This window comes from Flavobacteriales bacterium, from assembly GCA_020635855.1.
Classification (GTDB): Bacteria; Bacteroidota; Bacteroidia; order JACJYZ01; family JACJYZ01; genus JACJYZ01.
On sequence record JACJYZ010000002.1, the window covers coordinates 359,834 to 379,233 of the forward strand.

General features: G+C 51.4%; 14 protein-coding genes and 1 pseudogene. 7 read left to right on the plus strand and 8 right to left on the minus strand.

The window, feature by feature from the left end; genetic code table 11:
* Positions 1-72: 72 nt before the first annotated feature.
* On the plus strand, positions 73-879 hold the full coding sequence (locus H6585_01455) for an alpha/beta hydrolase (GenBank protein MCB9446995.1): 807 nt from the start codon (positions 73-75) through the stop codon (positions 877-879).
* Between the two features lie 49 nt (positions 880-928).
* On the opposite strand, the gene rpmH is transcribed toward H6585_01455, so the two are convergent.
* Complete coding sequence (rpmH, locus tag H6585_01460) at positions 929-1,078, minus strand: 50S ribosomal protein L34 (GenBank protein ID MCB9446996.1); 150 nt, start codon at positions 1,076-1,078, stop codon at positions 929-931.
* A 116-nt stretch (positions 1,079-1,194) separates the two neighbouring features.
* Between rpmH and H6585_01465 the strand changes: the two genes are divergently transcribed.
* The gene (locus tag H6585_01465; GenBank protein ID MCB9446997.1) at positions 1,195-2,973 is read left to right on the plus strand and encodes an ATP-binding cassette domain-containing protein; all 1,779 of its coding nucleotides are present in this window, start codon (positions 1,195-1,197) and stop codon (positions 2,971-2,973) included.
* 84 nt (positions 2,974-3,057) lie between these two features.
* On the opposite strand, the gene rsmG is transcribed toward H6585_01465, so the two are convergent.
* Genes rsmG through H6585_01480 form a run of 3 tightly spaced genes read right to left on the minus strand, consistent with a single transcriptional unit; the run spans position 3,058 to position 5,409 of the window.
* Complete coding sequence (rsmG, locus tag H6585_01470; protein ID MCB9446998.1) at positions 3,058-3,678, minus strand: 16S rRNA (guanine(527)-N(7))-methyltransferase RsmG; 621 nt, start codon at positions 3,676-3,678, stop codon at positions 3,058-3,060.
* 19 nt (positions 3,679-3,697) lie between these two features.
* Positions 3,698-4,309, minus strand: coding sequence for a sigma-70 family RNA polymerase sigma factor (locus tag H6585_01475; GenBank protein ID MCB9446999.1), 612 nt, complete (start codon positions 4,307-4,309; stop codon positions 3,698-3,700).
* Positions 4,294-5,409: a glycosyltransferase gene (locus H6585_01480; GenBank protein ID MCB9447000.1), complete on the minus strand. Its 1,116-nt coding sequence runs from the start codon at positions 5,407-5,409 to the stop codon at positions 4,294-4,296. The genes H6585_01475 and H6585_01480 overlap by 16 nt, the downstream gene beginning before the upstream one ends.
* 59 nt (positions 5,410-5,468) lie before the next feature.
* Here H6585_01480 and tgt point away from each other — a divergent pair, with 59 nt between their 5' ends.
* The 3 genes from tgt to H6585_01495 all read left to right on the plus strand — a co-directional run bounded on the left by tgt (position 5,469) and on the right by H6585_01495 (position 8,910).
* Positions 5,469-6,599, plus strand: a complete 1,131-nt coding sequence (tgt, locus tag H6585_01485) for a tRNA guanosine(34) transglycosylase Tgt (GenBank protein ID MCB9447001.1) — start codon at positions 5,469-5,471, stop codon at positions 6,597-6,599.
* A complete protein-coding gene (gene folK / locus H6585_01490) occupies positions 6,596-7,090 on the plus strand; it encodes a 2-amino-4-hydroxy-6-hydroxymethyldihydropteridine diphosphokinase (protein MCB9447002.1) in 495 nt (164 codons plus the stop codon). Before tgt ends, folK begins: the two co-directional genes overlap by 4 nt.
* A gap of 101 nt (positions 7,091-7,191) precedes the next feature.
* Positions 7,192-8,910 carry a hypothetical protein gene (locus H6585_01495; protein ID MCB9447003.1) on the plus strand — a complete coding sequence of 573 codons (1,719 nt, stop codon included), beginning with the start codon at positions 7,192-7,194 and terminating at the stop codon, positions 8,908-8,910.
* Between the two features lie 685 nt (positions 8,911-9,595).
* Here H6585_01495 and H6585_01500 read toward each other — a convergent pair.
* Genes H6585_01500 through H6585_01510 form a run of 3 tightly spaced genes read right to left on the minus strand, consistent with a single transcriptional unit; the run spans position 9,596 to position 13,924 of the window.
* The gene (locus H6585_01500; protein ID MCB9447004.1) at positions 9,596-10,348 is read right to left on the minus strand and encodes a response regulator transcription factor; all 753 of its coding nucleotides are present in this window, start codon (positions 10,346-10,348) and stop codon (positions 9,596-9,598) included.
* A gap of 19 nt (positions 10,349-10,367) precedes the next feature.
* Complete coding sequence (locus tag H6585_01505) at positions 10,368-13,340, minus strand: histidine kinase (protein ID MCB9447005.1); 2,973 nt, start codon at positions 13,338-13,340, stop codon at positions 10,368-10,370.
* Between the two features lie 38 nt (positions 13,341-13,378).
* Complete coding sequence (locus H6585_01510; protein MCB9447006.1) at positions 13,379-13,924, minus strand: RNA methyltransferase; 546 nt, start codon at positions 13,922-13,924, stop codon at positions 13,379-13,381.
* A 100-nt stretch (positions 13,925-14,024) separates the two neighbouring features.
* On the opposite strand from H6585_01510, the gene mutS reads away from it, so the two are divergent.
* Positions 14,025-16,664: a DNA mismatch repair protein MutS gene (gene mutS, locus H6585_01515; GenBank protein ID MCB9447007.1), complete on the plus strand. Its 2,640-nt coding sequence runs from the start codon at positions 14,025-14,027 to the stop codon at positions 16,662-16,664.
* 113 nt (positions 16,665-16,777) lie between these two features.
* Here the strand turns inward: mutS and H6585_01520 are convergent, their stop codons facing one another.
* Positions 16,778-17,680 carry a TonB family protein gene (locus tag H6585_01520; GenBank protein ID MCB9447008.1) on the minus strand — a complete coding sequence of 301 codons (903 nt, stop codon included), beginning with the start codon at positions 17,678-17,680 and terminating at the stop codon, positions 16,778-16,780.
* Between the two features lie 185 nt (positions 17,681-17,865).
* Between H6585_01520 and H6585_01525 the strand changes: the two are divergent.
* A pseudogene (locus H6585_01525) lies at positions 17,866-19,220 on the plus strand (IS3 family transposase).
* The last annotated feature ends 180 nt before the right edge of the window (positions 19,221-19,400 follow it).

Genomic DNA, 19,400 nt, shown 5'->3' on the forward strand with positions numbered 1-19,400 from the left:
ATTTACGGTTTTTGGCGGAATGACGATGGGGTTTTACCCTTATTTTTCAACGATTTGATCAACATGCATCGAATGAGTGATGCAGGTGGTATGCAGTTGCAATTTGATCATAACGGGAACACCGTAAGTTGTGAGGTGCTGGGAGATGGCGGAGATGTGTGGATCGCATTCCCCGGATACGGCCGGCCGGCGTCTGACTTCAGGGTATGGTCGGCAGACGCCGTTGCGTTGGGTATCCGGTTGGTTTGTGTGGATCTTCCTTACCAGGGAGATACCCTTTTGGCCGAGCCCCGGCAGCTTCCCGTGGATGAGGTTTGCGCCTGGATCGACAAGATCCGGGAACGGATGCAGGTACAACATGTAGGGCTGATCGGATACAGCATCGGAGGCCGGGTGGCATTGACCCTGGCCGGCTGTATACCCAGTATCAAAGGCCTGGTGCTGATCGCTCCCGACGGTTTGCGTTCGATGTTCTGGAACCGCCTGGCCACGCATCCGGGTCCGGCCCGTATGCTTTTCAAGGCCACCCTGCGCAGACCCGCATGGTTTTTTATGATGGTCCGACTGGCTGCATGGCTCGGACTGATCCGCCCGTCGGTGAAAAAATTCCTTGATCTTCAGCTCAACAGCATGAAGAAGCGCAAAATGCTGGACGATGTTTGGTGCACGCTGATGCCCTTCGAGCCCGACCTGCAACAGGTGAGGGAATTGGTCAGGGAGGGTCTTGCCTGTTACCTGGTGTTCGGTACCCGCGACAGGATCATACCTGCACGACTGGCCCGTTACCTGCCGGAAGCGAAGGTGATCCTCCTGGAGGAAGGTCATGACCTGATTAAATCGGGCGTGTTCGGTCAGCTTCCGGAATTCCGGAAAAAATAAAAGGGCAGCGGTTGCTGCCCTTTCGGATGATATATAGTTGCGAAAACGCTTATCGCTTTTCGTCACTAACGGTCAGTTTCTTGCGACCCTTGGCCCTGCGGGATGCCAATACCTTGCGTCCATTCGCAGTGGACATTCTTTCACGGAAGCCGTGTTTGTTCTTGCGTTTCCTTACCGAGGGTTGAAATGTACGTTTCATCGCTATTCTAATTAGGAGGGCAAAAATACACCCTTTTTGGTTAAGTGCAAAAAAAACATTTGCAAATATTGCGATGAAGGTTTGGTGAAAGGGCAATTCCCCATACCTTTGCCCCCATGGCCCGTAAGGACAAAGATACGGATGCTCAGAAGAAGAAAGCATCCTGGAAAGAGGCCCGGTGGCTGTACCGCTACCTCCGACCGTACAGGTTCCGTTTTGTGGCAGGTCTTTTTTTCCTGCTCCTGACCAGCGCTACCGCCCTGGCATTTCCCAAAATGATGGGTGACCTGATGGGTACGGCGCAAGCGGCTTTGACGCAAGACATTAATAGGGCGGCACTTTTTCTGCTGGTGTTGTTCTTCCTGCAAGCGGTATTCTCTTACTGCCGGATTTATCTTTTCGTGCATGTCACCGAACGTTTGCTGGCGGATCTCAGGCAGAACACCTATGAAAAGCTGCTGGCAAAGCCCATGTCATTCTTCTCCCAGCGAAGGGTGGGTGAAATGAACAGCATGGTGGCTACAGACATCACCCAGTTGCAAACCACCCTCACCACAAACATTGCCGAATTTCTTCGCCAGTTCATCATTATCATCGGAGGGATCGCCCTTCTGTTGATCACATCGTGGAAGCTTACACTGATCATGGTTTCCATTATTCCTCCTGTTGCGATCGTTGCCGTTTTGTTCGGTCGGTTCATCAAGAAAATTTCAACAAGCGTACAGGATGAGATTGCGGTATCCAATACCATTCTCGATGAAACCATGCAGGGCATCGCCAGTGTGAAAGCATATACCAATGAGCTGTTTGAGTTCCTGCGTTACCGCGACAGCACCAACCGGGTGGTTAGCAAAGCCATGAAAGGCGCCGTGTGGCGTGGTTTCTTTGTGTCTTTCATCATCTTTTGCATGTTTGGCTCCATTGTAGCCATCCTGTGGAAAGGCATACAAATGATCGGTGAGGGAACCATGGACATGAAACTGCTCATCCAGTTCATGCTGTATACCATCTTTGTGGGCGCGTCCACAGGCGGCATTGCCGATCAGTATGCGCAGATATTGAAAGCGCTTGGTGCCACCGAAAGAATCCGTGAACTCCAGGAAGGGGAATCTGAGTGGGACCTCGTGGAGGAGAACCCGCAGCCGCTTCATTTGAGCGGTGAAGTGGAATTCGATCACGTACATTTTTCCTATCCCAGCAGACCCGATGTGGTTGTACTTGACGATGTCTCCTTCAAGGTAGGTAAAGGCGAAAGGGTAGCTATTGTCGGTCCCAGTGGCGCGGGTAAGTCTACCATCACAGCGCTTCTGCTGCGGTTCTACAACCCGGATTCAGGACAGATACGAATCGACGGAAAGGATACCACCCAACTTACCCTGCACGCGCTCAGAAGCAACATGGGCATTGTGCCGCAGGAGGTGCTGTTGTTCGGCGGCACCATCCGCGAGAACATCTCCTACGGAAGGCCGGGTGCCACTGAGCAGGAGATCAGGGATGCCGCAGCCGGCGCCAATGCACTCAACTTCATTGAAACATTCCCTGATGGTTTTGATACCATCGTAGGTGAACGCGGGGTGCAGTTGTCGGGTGGCCAGCGTCAGCGCATCGCCATTGCCCGTGCATTGCTGAAGAACCCCACTATACTGATCCTGGATGAGGCCACCAGTTCATTGGATTCCGAATCCGAACGCCTGGTGCAGGACGCACTCGACAAGTTAATGGTGGGTCGTACATCGATCATCATTGCTCACCGCCTGGCTACTGTTCGCAATGCCGATAAGATCATTGTGCTGGAAGCCGGCAAGGTGGTAGAAAGCGGAACCCACGAAGAACTCATTCGGAATCCCGATGGGTTGTATGCCCATCTCAGCAAGCTGCAGTTTGAAATGGCTTGAGTGATGTTGTTTTATGACCCGCGACCACTTTCACCGGTTGCGTACCTTGCCTGTACCATGGTAAAAAGTGTTTGTCAACATAGCTCAGAGGGCTACGTGAAAAACAGCCTTGGTGGCGAAGAATGCTTCGCGGAAATAATCCGACAACGGATGCATGTGATATGGGTATCCGGTTTCGATCAGCTGCGTTTCGTCCGATAACCCTTTCAGGCATAGCAGTCCGTTCGGAAGGTCGTTCCTTTGCGCTGGCGAAACTTTTCCCTTCGTCCACTGCAGCAGGTTGTGAAAAGGAGCCACTGCCCGGGAAACAACAAAATCGAATGTTTGCGGTACGTTTTCGAAGCGGCTGTTCACCGGTTCAACATTGGCCAGTTTCAGTTCTTTTGCCATTTCACTGACCACACGGATCTTCTTCCCGATTGAATCCACAGGCACAAACAGGGTATCCGGGAATAGGATGGCCAGTGGCAATGCGGGTAAGCCGCCCCCTGTTCCAAGGTCGGCTACGCGGCTACCGGCTTTGAAGGAAATGGCTTTGGCGATGCCCAGGGAATGCAGGATGTGGTGCTCTTCCAGGTGTTGGATGTCTTTGCGTGAGATGAGGTTGACGCGTTCATTCCAATAAGTGAACAATTGCATCAATGCCTCAAACGATTCAACCTGCGCGGTTGATAACGCGGGAAAATATGTGGGGATGAGCTCCACCTCGGAAAAGGGAAGGAGATCAGAGGCTGCCCTCTGTGTTCTTCATGATGTTGTACAGGAATTCCCTTGCGCGGAAGAGTTGTGCCTTCACGGTTCCCAGGGGGATGTCAAGCTGCTCGGCGATCTCTTCGTATGAGTATTCCTTGAAGTAGCGCAGTTCCACCAGGGTGCGGTAGCGCGGTTTCAGTTTTTCCACCACTTCCCGCATCACCTTGATCTTTTGCTTCTTCATCATCTTCTCTTCGGGATCCAGGAATTCCGATTTGAGATCGATGGACATCTCACCGCCTTCGTCATTTTCATACCGGCGATCGATCGACAGCATGTTCTTCTTTTTCTTGCGGATGAAGTCGATGCAGTTGTTGGATGCGATCTTAAACAACCAGGTGCTGAACGCGTAGTTGGGGGTGTATTGGTGCAAATTCTTGAAAGCTTTCCCGAATGCCTCGATGGTCAAATCATCGGCGTCATCCTTGTTGTTGACCATTTTCAGCAACATGAAGTAAATGGAGTCACGATAGCGATCCATCAGCTTGGCATATGCCTGCTGATCTTTTTCGTGAATGGCCTTTTGCACCAGCTTGAAATCAAGCATGGCCTTTTCGGAAAGATGCTCTAATCCGTCTTCCATGAATGGGTTTTGTGTACGAATCCTGTTAAAAAGATGACCGGATAAAAGAACGCAAAGAAGAGGTCAAGCACAGGCGAAATTAAAAATAAATCACTTACTCCCAATTTGTTCATGCACAATTTAAATATCATTAGCATGCAGATCATCCTGAGCGATAGTGCGATATAATAGACTGGTTGCAGGATTCCGTACAAAGGGAGTCCCACGGCGAGAAGGTAAAAAAATGTTTGACTGGAAAGATATCCGCCCAGTAAAATTTTATCCAGGGTCTTGTAATCGGGACCAACGGAAAAATGTCGTCTTTTTTGATGAATCCATTCAGACCAATGCCGGGATGGCATGCTAAATGTGCGTGCATCCGGGTGCATACGTACGGCGACCTTTCCCATGCGTGCTGCCTGGTTAACAAAGAGGTCGTCGTCTCCCGACAGCCGATGCAGGTGAGAAGAGAATCCGCCGGCGTTGTCGAACAATTTCTTTTTATAAGCCAGGTTCCTGCCGACGCCCATATAGGGTCTTCCTGAAAGTGCGAAGGAAATATATTGAAGGGCGGTTAGAAAAGTGTCGAACCGCACGAGCATGTTGACCCATCCTTTCCTTTTCTCATAGGGGCCGTACCCCAGTACCATATCCAGGTTGCGGGTCAGGGGTGCCGTCATGCGTGTGACCCAATCCTCACCTGAGGGCCTGCAATCGGCGTCGGTCAGCAAAAGGATTTCATGTTGTGCGGCTTTGATGCCCGTGGTTAAGGGGAATTTCTTTCCGCGCCCGCCTTCTCCCAGGTGTGGAACCACCCTGAGCTTGTCATGATGCTTTGCCATATCCGCCAGCCATTCGGATGTACCGTCGGTGGATTGGTCATCCACTACAACGACTTCAAACACGGTGTGACCTTGATTCAGCACCAGGGGCAGGTTGACTTTCAGATTTTCACGTTCGTTGTGTGCGCAAATGATTACGGAGACCGCCTGATCGTGAGGTGTGGCCGGTTCATCTTGTGGGCGGTAGGCGGCCAGTTTCCGGAAGACAAACAGGAAGTAAACGACCTGTACCAGGCACAGGGTGGCAAAGGAATATAGCAGGGCGGATTCCGTCGTCATTGTGGCAAAAGTAAGGTAATCCTCTGCAATTGCTATCTTTGGCCGCCCTGAACCAGCCCATGAAATTCACCCTCGAAAAATCGGATGCCACCACGCAGGCGCGAGCGGGTACCCTTGAAACCGATCACGGCCCGATTCGCACCCCGATTTTTATGCCGGTAGGTACGGCTGCCACCGTGAAGGCGGTGCATCAGCGGGAGCTGAAGCAGGACATCAGGGCCCAGATCATTCTCGGTAATACCTACCATCTGTATCTGCGCCCGGGCATGGATGTGCTGAAAAAGGCGGGCGGACTCCACCGCTTCATGAACTGGGATGGCCCCATTCTGACCGACAGTGGAGGTTACCAGGTGTATTCCCTTTCGGCGATTCGAAAGATCACCGAAGAAGGCGCCATGTTCACTTCCCATATCGATGGATCCCGCCATTTTTTCACACCCGAAAAGGCCATTGATGTGCAACGTGAGATCGGTGCCGATATCATCATGGCCTTCGATGAATGTACGCCATATCCGTGCGCATATGAGGATGCGGCCAAATCGATGGAGATGACACACCGCTGGCTGAACAGGTGTGTACAACGTTTCAGGGAAACCGAAAATCTATACGGGTACGGTCAGGCGCTTTTCCCCATCGTGCAGGGCAGTGTGTACCCTGACTTGCGCAGACGGTCGGCCGAAGTGGTGGCCTCGATGGAATGCGACGGAAATGCCATCGGTGGCCTGTCGGTAGGCGAGCCTCATGAAGATATGTATGCCATGACCGAGCAGGTTTGTGGCATGCTGCCCGCAGACAAACCCCGGTACCTGATGGGTGTGGGTACACCTGCGAACCTGTTGGAATGCATCAGCCTCGGCATAGATATGTTCGATTGTGTGATGCCCACCCGCAACGCTCGCAACGGGATGCTCTATACCATGGATGGTGTGATCAACATCCGCAATGAAAAGTGGAAGGATGATTTTTCTCCGATTGATCCTGCCGGTGATGCGTGGGTGGATCAGGCGTATTCAAAGTCGTACCTCCGTCATTTACACGTTTCCGGGGAAATCCTGGGTGCGATGATTGCAAGTGTTCACAACCTGCGCTTTTACCTGAGGCTGGTGGAAACCGCCAGGGAGCATATCCTGGCCGGTACATTCGCTGCGTGGAAGCAGGCAACGGTGCCTAAACTGACGCAACGGGTATGAACGAAGTGTATTTGCTGCTTGGCAGCAACATCGGCGACAGGGAAGTTCATTTGCAGGCTGCCAGGGAATACCTGGAAAAGCACGTCGGGGAACTATCAAAGACGTCATCTTTATATGAAACGGCCGCCTGGGGCAAAACCGACCAGGCTGACTTCCTTAACCAGGCAGTGTGCGTGATCACCGAACTAGGCCATCGGGCGCTGCTGGAAACACTGAAACGCATGGAGGCCAGTTTGGGCAGAAGTGCCCCTGCTACCCGGTGGGGACCCAGGGAACTGGATGCGGATATCCTTTTGTATGCAGACAAGGTGATTCGTGAAACGGGCCTTGAAATTCCCCATGCCTCCCTGTGCGAACGGCGTTTTGCCCTCGTGCCCCTGGCGGAAATAGCAGGTTCACAAGTACATCCGGTCCACAATCGCACGATTAGCAGCCTATTGGAGGATTGTGAAGATGCAAGTTCCGTTAGATGCTATTTGACTGGAAATTAGAAGCTTTAACTCCGGCAAAAGGTTTTGTTTTTCAAAAACATTGCCTATACTTGCACCAGATAAAACGCTAATCAACCCATTATTCTATTAATTCAAGCACGATGAAAAAGCATGTGGTTTACACATTGTCGATCGCACTGGCATTTGTAATGGCCAGTTGTGGCGGCTTGGGCACCATGATCAAAAAGGCAGATACCGTTCAGATCACGGTAAAACCTGATCCGTTGGAAATGCATGGAGATACCGTGAGGGTGGCTATCAACGGAAACATTCCTGCCAAATATTTCCAAAAAAAGGTGGTGATTAAAGCAACCCCGGTTTTGAAATATAAGGATGGCGGTTCCAAAGAGCTTAAATCCGTAACGTTGCAGGGTGAGAAAGCCCAGGGCAACGGACAGGTGATCAAGAAAGCCGAAGGTGGAAGCTTCTCTTACAGTGATAAGACGAAGTATGAAGCCGGCATGAAGAACTGTGAACTGGTGCTGAAGATTGATGGCGCCATGGGAAGCAAGTCACAATCTTTCCCCGAACGCAAGATCGGAGAAGGAACCATCGTGACGCCTCTGCTGGTGAAGAGTGATGAGAAACCCATGTTAGGCCCTCACAACTACGAGAACATGCCTCCTATCGTGCACCTGGCAAAACTGTACTTCGCCAAAAACCAATCCAATGTTCGTTCTTCGGAAGTAAGTGGCGATCAAATGGATGATTTCCGCGATTTCGTGAACAAATACATCAAGGAAGAAGGTACTTTCCAAAGTGTGAACACCGTTGGTTGGGCTTCTCCTGAAGGAGCGGATGACCTGAACCAAAAGCTTTCCGATAAACGCGCTGACAATGCCGTTAACACCATCAAGGGTGAGATGAAGAAGAAGAAGGTGGAAGCAGCCGCATCGGATGATTTCTGGAAGGAAGCCAGCAAAGCCGGTGACTGGGATGGTTTCAAGAAACTCCTTGAAGGTTCTGACCTAGACGCCAAGAGCGAAGTGATGAACATCGTGAAAAGCGATCAGAATCCTTCTTCACGTGATAAGAAGATCAAAGAAGTGTCTTCCAACTACCAAATGCTGGAAAAGGATATTTTCCCTCAATTGAGAAGGTCTGAAGTTCGTGTTTCCGTGAAGAAAAAGGAATTCACCCAGGATCAATTGAAGGACTACGTGATCAACAAAATGGATACACTGAACGACACCGAAGTGTTGTATGCAGCTACCCTGATTGATGACGAAGGCCAGAAACTTGAGATCTATAAAAAGTTCGCTGCCAAGTACCCGGATGACTGGAGAGGTCCTAACAACGTAGGTGCCTGCCTGGTGAAAGCGCAAAAGAACGACGAAGCGGAAAATGAATTCAAAAAGGCTCAGGTTCTGGCGCCCGACGAGTCCGCTGTGAAAAACAACCTGGGTATCATTGCCCGCAAAAAAGGTGACATGGCCAAAGCGCTGGAACTGTACAAATCCGTTTCCAGCCCGGGTGCCGAAACCAACTACAACCTGGGTATCTGCAGCATCATCATGGGTGACTATGCAGCTGCCAACAAATATTTCGGAGAAGCTTGTGAGTTCAATGCAGGCTTGGCCAAGCTGCTGAGCGGCAACACCGCCGGTTGCATCAAGGCTGTAGATTGCTCCACGGAGGATGCAAAATCAGGCCTGGGTTATTACCTGAAGGCCATTGCTGCTGCCCGCAACGGCAACAAAGATGAAATGCTTTCAAACCTGAAGAGTGCCATCTCAGCCGACGCCAAATTCAAAACCATGGCGAAAGAAGACATGGAGTTCCACAAATATTTCAGCGACGCCGGTTTCCAGGGTCTCTGATTCTTATAGAACATCAAATAAAAAAGCCCTGCCTTATGGCGGGGCTTTTTTTTATCCAAACAAAAGGGCTTCCCCGCGCACTTCGGGAAGCCCTGATCCGATGAAGTACGGGAATGTATTTCAGGCGGACCGGGCACAAGATCTGCAATCTGCATAAACATATAAACACAGGTAGGTATGTGGTGGAGATGATTCAGTATGTGGTAGGAGATCCCAAAGAAACGGGAGCGGATTTTTTCTGCGGACAGAAAAAAATCCCCGCAGGCTTTGGTCTCAGTGCCTGCGGGGTGTCGCAATCGGTTCTCCCTTCATATCTTCTCACTAGTACCAATCGCGATAAATTTTGATCGCGGAAGGTGGCATACATCCCGGAAGGTACTGTCGGGTATGGCTGTCAGGTCAGGTGGACAGACGGTACGCGAAATGTTATAGCCGGACCCATCAAACGCAATTTGTTCGGCAGAGGTTACCGGGTGTGGGGAGCCGGGTGATGCATGTTGCCCTTAAGCCCAATGAACATGCATGGTTAATGGCATGAAACTTTCCTTCTGAGTTTTTGATAAACCGGTACCGACGACCTGTGCAAAGAGGATGTTGTCAGTGGTCAGGATAGGTGATGAAGGGGTGAGATGATAGGGAATGTGCGGGATCGGTGACCAAAGTAGGATGTGGAATAACCCAAACACTATCGGGTCATCCGCTCCAGAACCTCCATCACGATTTCCTTTTTTCTTCTGGAAATGGGTACGCAACAGTCGTCTGACATTACAATTGTTCCCCCGTCCTCCCGGCTGTACCGATTGGCATGCGCCAGGTTGATCAGGTGTGATTGATGAACCCTCAGGAAATTTTCTGGTGACAGCAGTTCGTCGAACTCCTTCAGTGTTCGGCTCACCATGATCTTGCGTGCGTGAATGAGATAGAAAATGGTGTAGTAGTTATCAGCCTGGCACCGGATGATGTCTTTCAGGCTCACCAGTTCGATACCGTTGTGATTCGGAAGGGCGATCTTTTCCACCCTCTCTTCGCGCAACAGTTGTTTTGCCACCTGCAGGTTGTTCTTTAAGTTGTCGCTCGGTACCGGAGTTTCAGCCGCCCGTTTCATCGCTTCGATCAGCTCGTCGGGGTTAATCGGTTTCAGCAGGTAGTCCAGTGCATGAAAGCGGATGGCCTTGATCGCATATTCGTCATATGCCGTTGTGAACACCACATGAAAGGGAATGGCGGGAAGCGAGGTTAGCAGGTCGAAGCCGGTTCCGTCCTGCATCCGGATGTCAAGGAATACCAGGTCGGGCCTGTATTTTTCCAGGATGTATTTCCCGTTTTCCACGCCATCGGCTGTGCCAAGTATTTCCACATCCGGGCAATGGGTTGCCAGCTGGTTGGTGAGGGTTTTGATGCCATTTGCTTCGTCATCAATAATAACTGATCTGATCATGTGTGCGCAGTTTCCGGGGTTATTCTTTCGTGTCAAAGATGGGCATGAAAATAACAACTTTCGTACCACATGCTTGTCCGTTCCTGTACATATCTTCAATCCGAAAGTCGATTTGCTGGCCTGCGCTCAGGTGCAGGTTCTGGAGACGTTCCCGCGTCACCAGCAATCCCACCGAGTGATGGGCTTTGGCATTCCCCTGACCTGCTTCGGCTGCCCGGGTTCTTCCCACACCGTTGTCTTCTACCGTGCACAAGAGGTTGTTCCCGGATTTCTTCATGGTGATGGTGATCAGGCCTGGTTTTTTCAACGGCATGATGCCATGAATGATGGCGTTTTCAATGGCAGGCTGGATGATCATCGGAGGGATCATGTCGAATTCCGGTTCCAGCTCGGGGTCGATGTCGAACCGGAAATCGAATTTGTTTTGAAAGCGCAGTTGCTCGAGTTCCATGTAAAACTGAAGGGTCCTGATCTCATTTTCCAGCGGGATGCAGTTGGATCGGGAGTTCTCCAGAATCAACCTTATCAACCGGGCGAATTTGGAGAGGTAACGCTCTGCCGAAGCGGTATCGTGCCCGGAGATAAAACTTTGTATGGAGTTCAGGCTGTTGAAAATGAAATGCGGATTCATTTGCGCCCGCAGTGCCGACTGTTCCAGTTCGAGGGCGCGTTTCTGTGTTTCAAGGATCCGGGTCTCCATGGCACTTTTCCGTTTGATGGTGCGGATCCGCATGTATACCGAGAACCAGATGCCTGCAAGGATCACTGTAACGGCGCTGATCCGGAACCACAATGTTTGCCATACCGGCGGCAGGATGTTGAAAGTAAGTGTTGCCGGTTGATTGCTGGCAATACCGTTTTTGGTGAAGGCCCTTACCATGAAACGGTAGTGCCCGGGCTCCAGTCCGTGGTAACGGGCAGACCGGTCGGATGAAAAATTCCATTTGGTTTCCAGTCCTTCCAACTTATAACCGTATCGGGTTTCTCCATGTTCCCTGAAGTTCAAACCCAGGAACCGGATGTCAATGGTGTTTTTGAAATAGGGCAATTCTTCTTCGTTCCTGATGTTCTCCGGCTTGCCCATGATGGATGTGCCCGTGATAAATATGGGCGGTGAATAAGCTGGCGGTGACATCCGGGATTTACTCACCTTGCTCAACCCCTTTGACGTAGCTACCCATACATCATCATCCCTGACTGCAATGGAGAATACTTCATCGCTTGCCAGCCCCCGGGATGAGTTGATATGTTCGAACAGGGGATTTTCTTCCGGGCTTCTTCCCGTCCACGACATGCGTGTGAGCCCCCTGTTGGTTGCCATCCACACACTGTTGCCATCGGGCACAATGCGGTGGCAAGTGCTGCTGACCAACCCGCTATGGATGGTGAGATGGTGCAATGAATCGTTCTCAATGAAGTAGACGCCGTTGCCTTTGGTACCGAACCACGTGCGACCTTCTGTGTCCTGTTCAATATCCAACGCGCGTCCTTTGTAGGCTGGATATTCCGATGTGATCTCTTTGAAATGCCCCTGGTGAAAGTGCCATACCCTGTCGAGCGTACCCAGCCAGAAATCCGATTGATCCTTGCCGGCGATCGATAGAACGCGTTCATGAATGATTGCTCCGCTGCTGTCTGAATAGGGTTCCAACTTTTTGTCTTTTTCCCAGGTAGATAATCCTATGCTGCTGCCCCACAGGAAGCGTCCGTTGCCAAGTTCCATGAAACACAGTCCGCCATAGTCTGAAACCGGAGAAATAGGAATTCCGGGCCGCATCCTTGAGGGATCTATGATATAGGTGTTCAACAATGTAACGATGGCGATGTGCCCGTTTTTCAACGACTTTACTATCACCACTTCTTTCTTTTGCGAAGGAGATCGATGAGAAACCAACGGAAAACATTCGGTGCCCTCCGGTGTGATCCGGAACAGCCGACCGTTGCCAAATCCGCCCCAGAGGGTACCTCCGCGATCAACACCAATGGCACGCAGGTAATCGGCAGGTATGCTGTCGGACGCATCATAGTTCAGAATATGCAGAAACGGGATCATGAAAACACCTTTGCCGCTGGCGCTGCACCAGTAATTGCCTTCGGAATCCTGTATGAAGCAAGTGATCATTTCCGTGCCGAAGTAGTGCCGGGGTGGGTTATGCAGGTTGTTTGCATCCAACCGATACAGACCACCTCCGTGCGTACCCAGCCAGATGTGGCCATCCCGGTCATTGTTGATCCAGATGATCATCTGGGGTATCACCGCGGAATCCAGGATGTGCCTACGGTTTGTCAGGTACAGTTTGTTGTAGAAGCTGAATGCAAACGTGGTATCGTTCAGTATCTTGAAAAAGGGGTGGTTGCTGACTTTGAATTTTTCAGTCTGATAGATCTGCGTGTTCTGATCACCCTTCTGAAAATTGAAGAAGATGCGGTAGGGGCGAGGTGATGAATACCTCGTAATGTATCCGGGAAGGTACCCTCCGGGCTCCACTTCACGGATGTAGGCTTGCAGCACGCCGGGGTTGGTTTGCAGCGTTACCTTTCCCGACGGTGTGATCATGGCATATCCGTTGGGAAGGATGCTGAGCCACACGTTGTCATGATGGTCGACATACAGGTAGTACCTGTTCTTTGACTTGCCCTCGAATGCCTCCTGGATCTTGTCGTTGTGCGGGTATACCACCACGGTATCACCATCCAGGTACGACAGGTTTCCGCTGAACGGAATGAACCAGATGCGACCTTTGTAGTCTTCATAAATGCGGAACACCGTGTTGTCCGGCAACCCCTTGTCCATGTCAAAGGTCTCGAACTCGTACCCGTTGTATCTGCTTGCACCGTTGGAAGTGGCGAACCAGATGAAACCCCTGGAGTCTTGTATGATGTTGTATACGTCCGAACTGGGGAGCCCGTCGTTCACATTGTAGAAAACATGGCCGGGATGCTGGGCGCGAACGGCAACGGACATCACCATGAAAGCGCAGGTGAGGGCCATTGCGAAAACGTAACGGGTATGTTGCTGCCGCGTCGGAATCACTTGGAGCCGGAAAGTATTTGGTGATTTTGCCGGAACACTTCCCATGCGACAATGCCAGCAGCCACCGAAATGTTGAGGGAATGTTTGCTGCCTGCCTGCGGAATTTCCCACACTTCATCACAAAGTTTCAGTGCGTCAATGTGTACCCCCTCCACTTCATGTCCGAATACCAGGGCCAGCGGTTGGCCGGTGGTTTCTACATCCGGCAGAGATATGCTTTGATCGGTTTGCTCGATACCGATGATGCGGTATCCGTCGCCACGTGCACGAAGAATGGCATCGATGGTGGTTTCATGGTGTTCCCACTTCACGGTTTCGGTGGCGCCCAGGGCGGTCTTCAGGATCTCTTTGTGCGGAGGCACGGCTGTGATACCGCAGCAGTAGATAGCTTCCAACCGGAATGCGTCGGCGGTGCGGAAAACAGAGCCCACATTCAGCGCGCTTCTCACACGATCAAGGATGATGCGCACCGGAAGTTTGTCGGCAACCTGGTGTTCGGATACTGACAACCGGTTCAGTGCGTCGTTTTGCAATTTCTTCATTGGCTTGCTCAGGTTGCCCGGCCGGTTTGTTGAAGGATTGTTTAAAAGAATTCAGGGAGGATGCTTTTGATCCTGCTATCTTTAGGGTTTATCCGGTTCCATGGCAGAGGTCAAAAATAAGAAGAAGGTAACAGAAACCCCCTTGATGAAGCAATATAATGAGATCAAGGGCAAACACCCGGATGCATTGTTGCTGTTCCGGGTGGGTGATTTCTACGAAACATTCGGATCGGATGCAGTCAGGGCCTCACAGATCCTGGGCATTGTGCTCACCAAGCGAGCCAACGGTTCAGCTTCCGAAGTGGAGCTGGCCGGATTTCCCCATCATTCACTGGATACCTACTTGCCGAAACTCGTTCGCGCAGGTCTGCGTGTGGCCATATGCGATCAGCTGGAAGATCCCAAGGCCACCAAAACCATCGTCAAAAGAGGCGTTACCGAGCTTGTTACGCCCGGCGTTACCATGAACGATGAGGTATTGCATCACGCTTCCAACAACTTTCTGGCCGGTGTTTTTGTGGAGAAGGACAGGGCAGGGGTGGCGTTCCTGGATATCAGTACGGGTGAGTTCCTGGTGGCGGAAGGAGGGTTGAATTACGTCTCGAAAGTACTCGAAGGTTTCGCACCCAGCGAAGTGTTGTTCCTCAAGAGCCAACGGAAACTGTTCACATCCACATTCGGTGATCAGTACGTTACATTCCCGCTTGACGATTGGGTGTTTACCAAAGACTTCGCACGCGACATCCTGCTCCGCCAGTTCGAAACCAGCTCATTCAAAGGTTTCGGCGTGGAAGAACAGGAATTGGGCATCATCGCCGCCGGGGCATGTTTGCATTATGTGGCGGAAACGCAGCACGACAAAACAGGTCACATCACCTCCCTCGCCCGCATTGATGAACAACAGTATGTATGGCTCGACAGGTTTACCATCCGCAACCTCGAACTTTTTCATGCGCCACATCCTGACGCCACGTCTTTCCTGGAGGTGATCGACCGGACCCTCACACCCATGGGATCGCGTACGCTGCGCAAATGGGTGGCGTTGCCGCTGAAAGACATCAAAGCGATCCAGGAACGGCTGGACGTAGTAGAAGCATGCATCTCCCATGAGCACATGTCAGACGTTCTCAGGGAAGAGATCCGAAAGGTGGGCGACCTGGAACGCCTGATCTCCAAGGTAGCCGCCGCCAGGGTGAGCCCGCGGGAGTTGCGCCAGCTGCTCCGATCGCTACAGGCATTGGAACCCATCCGGCAGGTCTGCATGGATGCACCTCATCCGGATATGCAGAAGATGGCTGCCTCCATCAACGATTGCAGCGAAGTCATCGGCAGCATCGCCACCACCCTGGTGGATGATCCGCCGGCATTGCTTCATAAAGGAAAAGTTATCCGCGAAGGCATCTCGCCGGAGCTGGATGAGTTGCGCAGTATTTCCGGTTCGGGCAAGGAACACTTGCTGAACATCCAGCAACGTGAAATGGAACGCACCGGGATTCCTTCCCTGAAAGTAGCATTCAACAATGTGTTCGGGTATTACCTGGAAGTCACAAATGCGCACAAAGCGAAGGTGCCCGACAGCTGGATCCGCAAACAAACCCTGGTGAACGCCGAACGGTACATCACCGAGGAACTGAAAACATACGAAGAAAAAATCCTGGGTGCGGAAGAAAAGATACAGGCGCTCGAGGCCCGCTTGTTCAACGAGCTGGTGTTGCAGCTAGCCGATCATGTGAAAATCATCCAACAAAACGCGGCTGTGATTGCACGGCTGGATTGTTTGTTGTCATTTGCCGCCATTGCCAAACGCCGCAACTATACCAAACCCCTGGTAGACGAAAGCCAGGTGATTGATATCAAAGGAGGGCGGCACCCGGTCATCGAATCCCTGCTGCCTCCGGGTGAATCCTACATTGCCAATGATGTGTACCTTGATTCCGCTGAACAGCAGATCATGGTGATCACCGGTCCGAATATGGCGGGTAAATCGGCCCTGCTCAGGCAAACGGCATTGATCGTGCTGATGGCCCAGATCGGATCCTATGTGCCCGCCACGCAGGCAGGGCTCGGCATCATCGATAAGATCTTCACGCGCGTGGGTGCCTCGGATAACATTTCTTCCGGAGAGTCCACTTTCATGGTGGAAATGAACGAGACAGCCAGCATCCTCAACAACCTTTCGCCCCGAAGCCTGGTGTTGCTGGATGAGATCGGTAGGGGAACAAGTACCTACGATGGCATCTCCATCGCATGGGCCATCACCGAATACCTGCACGAGAACAAAACGGCGCAACCGAAGACCCTGTTTGCTACGCACTACCATGAGCTGAATGACATGGCCGCACAGTTTCCCCGCATCCGCAACTTCAACGTGTCGGTACGGGAAGTGAACAACAAGGTGGTTTTCCTGCGCAAACTGGCACCGGGGGGCACCGCCCATAGTTTTGGGATCCATGTGGCCCGCATGGCCGGGATGCCCAGGCAAGTGGTGCAACGTGCCGATGAGATGCTGAAGGAGCTGGAGAAAAGCCACCGGCACGACAAAGTCGAAACATCACCCACGCGGAAGGCGAAGCACACCCCACCGTCTGCAGACGATATTCAGCTGAGCTTTTTCCAGCTGGATGATCCGGTGCTGGAGCAGATACGTGATGAGATCCTGGACCTGGATGTGAACACCCTGACGCCGGTGGAGGCATTGCTGAAACTGAATGAGATTAAGAAAGTGGTAGGGGGGAAATAAGTCTCAAGTCGTGAGTCTCAAGTCTCAAGTCGCAAGTTGTGGGTGATGTGTAAAGCACGCATTGTCCTCAATGGATCAAATAAAAAAGCCCCGCACCTGCGGGGCTTTTCGGTTTAGCTTCGTACAACAAATTTGATCGGAACGGTCATTCGTACCCGTACGGGGTGACCGGCCATCATCCCGGGTTCCCACCTGGGCATTTCCCGGATGACACGCAATGCTTCCTCTTCCATTTGTTTGGACACCTTTTTCCTGCGCCCGACCACCTGAACGGAGCTGATGCTGCCATCCTTTTCTACGATGAAATCAATGAATACATCACCGCTGTTTGCTTCCTCCAGATCCCTTGCAGGAAACCGGATGTGTTGATTGATATAAGGAATTATCTTTTCATTCCCACCCGGGAAACGAGGTTGTTTTTCCGTACATCCGAAACAAAGGGGTAGGTCTTCTGCAACATCTTCCTCTTTTTTAATCACCACATGAAAAGTGAACGTGTCGGTGGGTACTTCGAAGATAGGCTTGTCATCTGCAATGGGCTCATCATCCGACACCACTTCAATCTGATCTGATTTTTTAGACGGTGTTTTTTCTTTCTCCTGTTTCTTTTTCTCCGGTTCGATGTAACGCACAACGGGAGGCACGTCCCACTCCGGGTCACTGTGCATCGCCGATAGTTCCGGCAGCGTCGGTTTTCGTTCCGGGAATTTCCATCGGAATGCGATCAGACTCATGCTGATGGATGTGATCAGCCCGATCATCAGGAAAGTCTTGCGTTTTTTCTCATGTACACCCGACACGGGCGATACATACTTCTTCTCTTCTTGCATGGCGTAGGCCTCCTTTTTAGGTGTGGTACAAATGATGGGATGCGGTCCTTGAATGTGGATGCGGGACCAGGAGGGTACGACAGGATAACGCAGGGATGTTTCGGTGAATTGTGTGAAACCGGTTGGAGTGGGGTGTGTTTCCGGCGTGTTGCTGTTCCGGAAACACCACGAGCACGTTCGCGTCATGGTGGGTTAACCGAGGGGTCACCGTCGTCATGATTCCAACACATAACGTACGGTTAGCTAACCCAACTATTTGTCCAGCGTAAGCAAAATTCGGACTGTTAAGGTACAATAGTTTAGTCACAGTTTTTTACCTTGAAAGCTAGCTTTCAAGGTAAAAAACTGGAACCTTGAAAAACAGTCCAAACATGAAAAAGAAAGATCAAAGTCCCGAAGGGGTAGTCCGTGAGATCAAACGCAGGACCCGCCGCAAGTTCTCCGCAGAGGAGAAGATCCGAATCGTACTGGAAGGCCTCAAGGGCGAGCTATCCATTTCAGAGATATGTCGCCGTGAAGGTATTGCCGCCAACCTCTACTATCGCTGGAGCAAAGACTTCCTGGAAGCCGGTAAGAAACGGCTTTTAGGAGATACCCTCCGAGAGGCCAACACCACCGAAGTGGATCATTTCCGCAAGGAGAACAGCCAGCTGAAAGAAGTGGTCGCCGAGCTCACCCTGCAGAATAGGGTCCTAAAAAAAAGTTTGAGTGGGGACGCTTAAAAAGGCAGCGGTATATGCGATACAGTCAATCAGAGAAAATGGAGATCATTTCCATAGTGGAAAACAGTGATCTGAGCGTACGGGCCACCCTGAAAGAGCTGGACATTCCCAAGGCGACTTTCTATGACTGGTACGACCGGTATCTGCGGGAAGGGTTTGAAGGACTGGCTCCCAAGAAGCGGGCGGCAAGAAGCCAGTGGAACCGGATCCCCGATGAGAAACGCCAGGAGGTGGTAGAGCTGGCCCTGGACATGGAAGACCTCTCATCCAGAGAACTGGCCTGGCACATCGTAGATCACCGGGGCTGGTATATCAGCGAGTCCAGCGTGCATGCCATTCTCAAAGAAAGAGGGCTGATCACTGCACCGGCCTTTGTGGTGGATCATGCTGCCAACCAGTACAAAGACAAGACCTCCCGGGTCAACCAGATGTGGCAGACCGATTTCACTTACCTGAAAGTAGTGGGACACTGGGGATGGTATTACCTCTGCACGGTACTGGATGATTACTCCCGCTACGTGATCCATGCCGAACTATGCACCAACATGGGAGCCGATGACGTACAGCGCAATATCGACAAGGCCATTGAGATCACCGGGGTGGTTCCTGACAAAACCACACAGTCTCTCAAAGTGCTCAGCGATAATGGCCCGTGCTACATTGCCAAAGACCTGGCTGAGTTCTTCCAGGACAGGGAGATCAAGCACGTACGCGGAAGAGTCCGTCATCCGCAGACCCAGGGAAAGATCGAACGCTGGCATCAGTCCATGAAGAACGTGATCAAGCTGGACAACTATTATTCACCCGATGAATTGCGCCAGGCGCTGGCTGAATTTATCCGATACTACAACAACCGCAGGTACCATGAATCACTGGAAAATCTCACGCCTGCCGACGTATTTTTCGGCAGGGATAAACAGATCCTGGCCAGACGAAAACAAACCAAAGAAAGAACCATGAAACAAAGAAGAAAATTCCACCGTCAACAAATGTTAAATCTATGACTTAAATTAGATCGCCTTTTGTCCGGATTTGTTTTAAGACGCACAGGCATTGGACGAAGGTGTGCATATATCACAATAGGTACGGTTAATAATCAATAGGCGGGTTGCCATTGCCGCGACCGCAGGGAGCAACAGATGAGTCTCAAGTTTCAAGTCACAAGTCTCAAGTTGAGCCCGGTT

Coding starts and splice junctions, on each gene's coding strand:
- H6585_01495 (MCB9447003.1), top strand. CDS start 7,192: ATGAAAAAGCATGTGGTTTACACATTGTCGATCGCACTGGCATTTGTA.
- tgt (MCB9447001.1), top strand. CDS start 5,469: ATGAAATTCACCCTCGAAAAATCGGATGCCACCACGCAGGCGCGAGCG.
- H6585_01475 (MCB9446999.1), bottom strand. CDS start 4,309: ATGGAAGACGGATTAGAGCATCTTTCCGAAAAGGCCATGCTTGATTTC.
- H6585_01520 (MCB9447008.1), bottom strand. CDS start 17,680: ATGACGCGAACGTGCTCGTGGTGTTTCCGGAACAGCAACACGCCGGAA.
- rpmH (MCB9446996.1), bottom strand. CDS start 1,078: ATGAAACGTACATTTCAACCCTCGGTAAGGAAACGCAAGAACAAACAC.
- H6585_01500 (MCB9447004.1), bottom strand. CDS start 10,348: ATGATCAGATCAGTTATTATTGATGACGAAGCAAATGGCATCAAAACC.
- H6585_01510 (MCB9447006.1), bottom strand. CDS start 13,924: ATGAAGAAATTGCAAAACGACGCACTGAACCGGTTGTCAGTATCCGAA.
- H6585_01465 (MCB9446997.1), top strand. CDS start 1,195: ATGGCCCGTAAGGACAAAGATACGGATGCTCAGAAGAAGAAAGCATCC.
- H6585_01505 (MCB9447005.1), bottom strand. CDS start 13,340: ATGGCCCTCACCTGCGCTTTCATGGTGATGTCCGTTGCCGTTCGCGCC.
- folK (MCB9447002.1), top strand. CDS start 6,596: ATGAACGAAGTGTATTTGCTGCTTGGCAGCAACATCGGCGACAGGGAA.
- H6585_01455 (MCB9446995.1), top strand. CDS start 73: ATGAGTGATGCAGGTGGTATGCAGTTGCAATTTGATCATAACGGGAAC.
- H6585_01480 (MCB9447000.1), bottom strand. CDS start 5,409: ATGACGACGGAATCCGCCCTGCTATATTCCTTTGCCACCCTGTGCCTG.
- mutS (MCB9447007.1), top strand. CDS start 14,025: ATGGCAGAGGTCAAAAATAAGAAGAAGGTAACAGAAACCCCCTTGATG.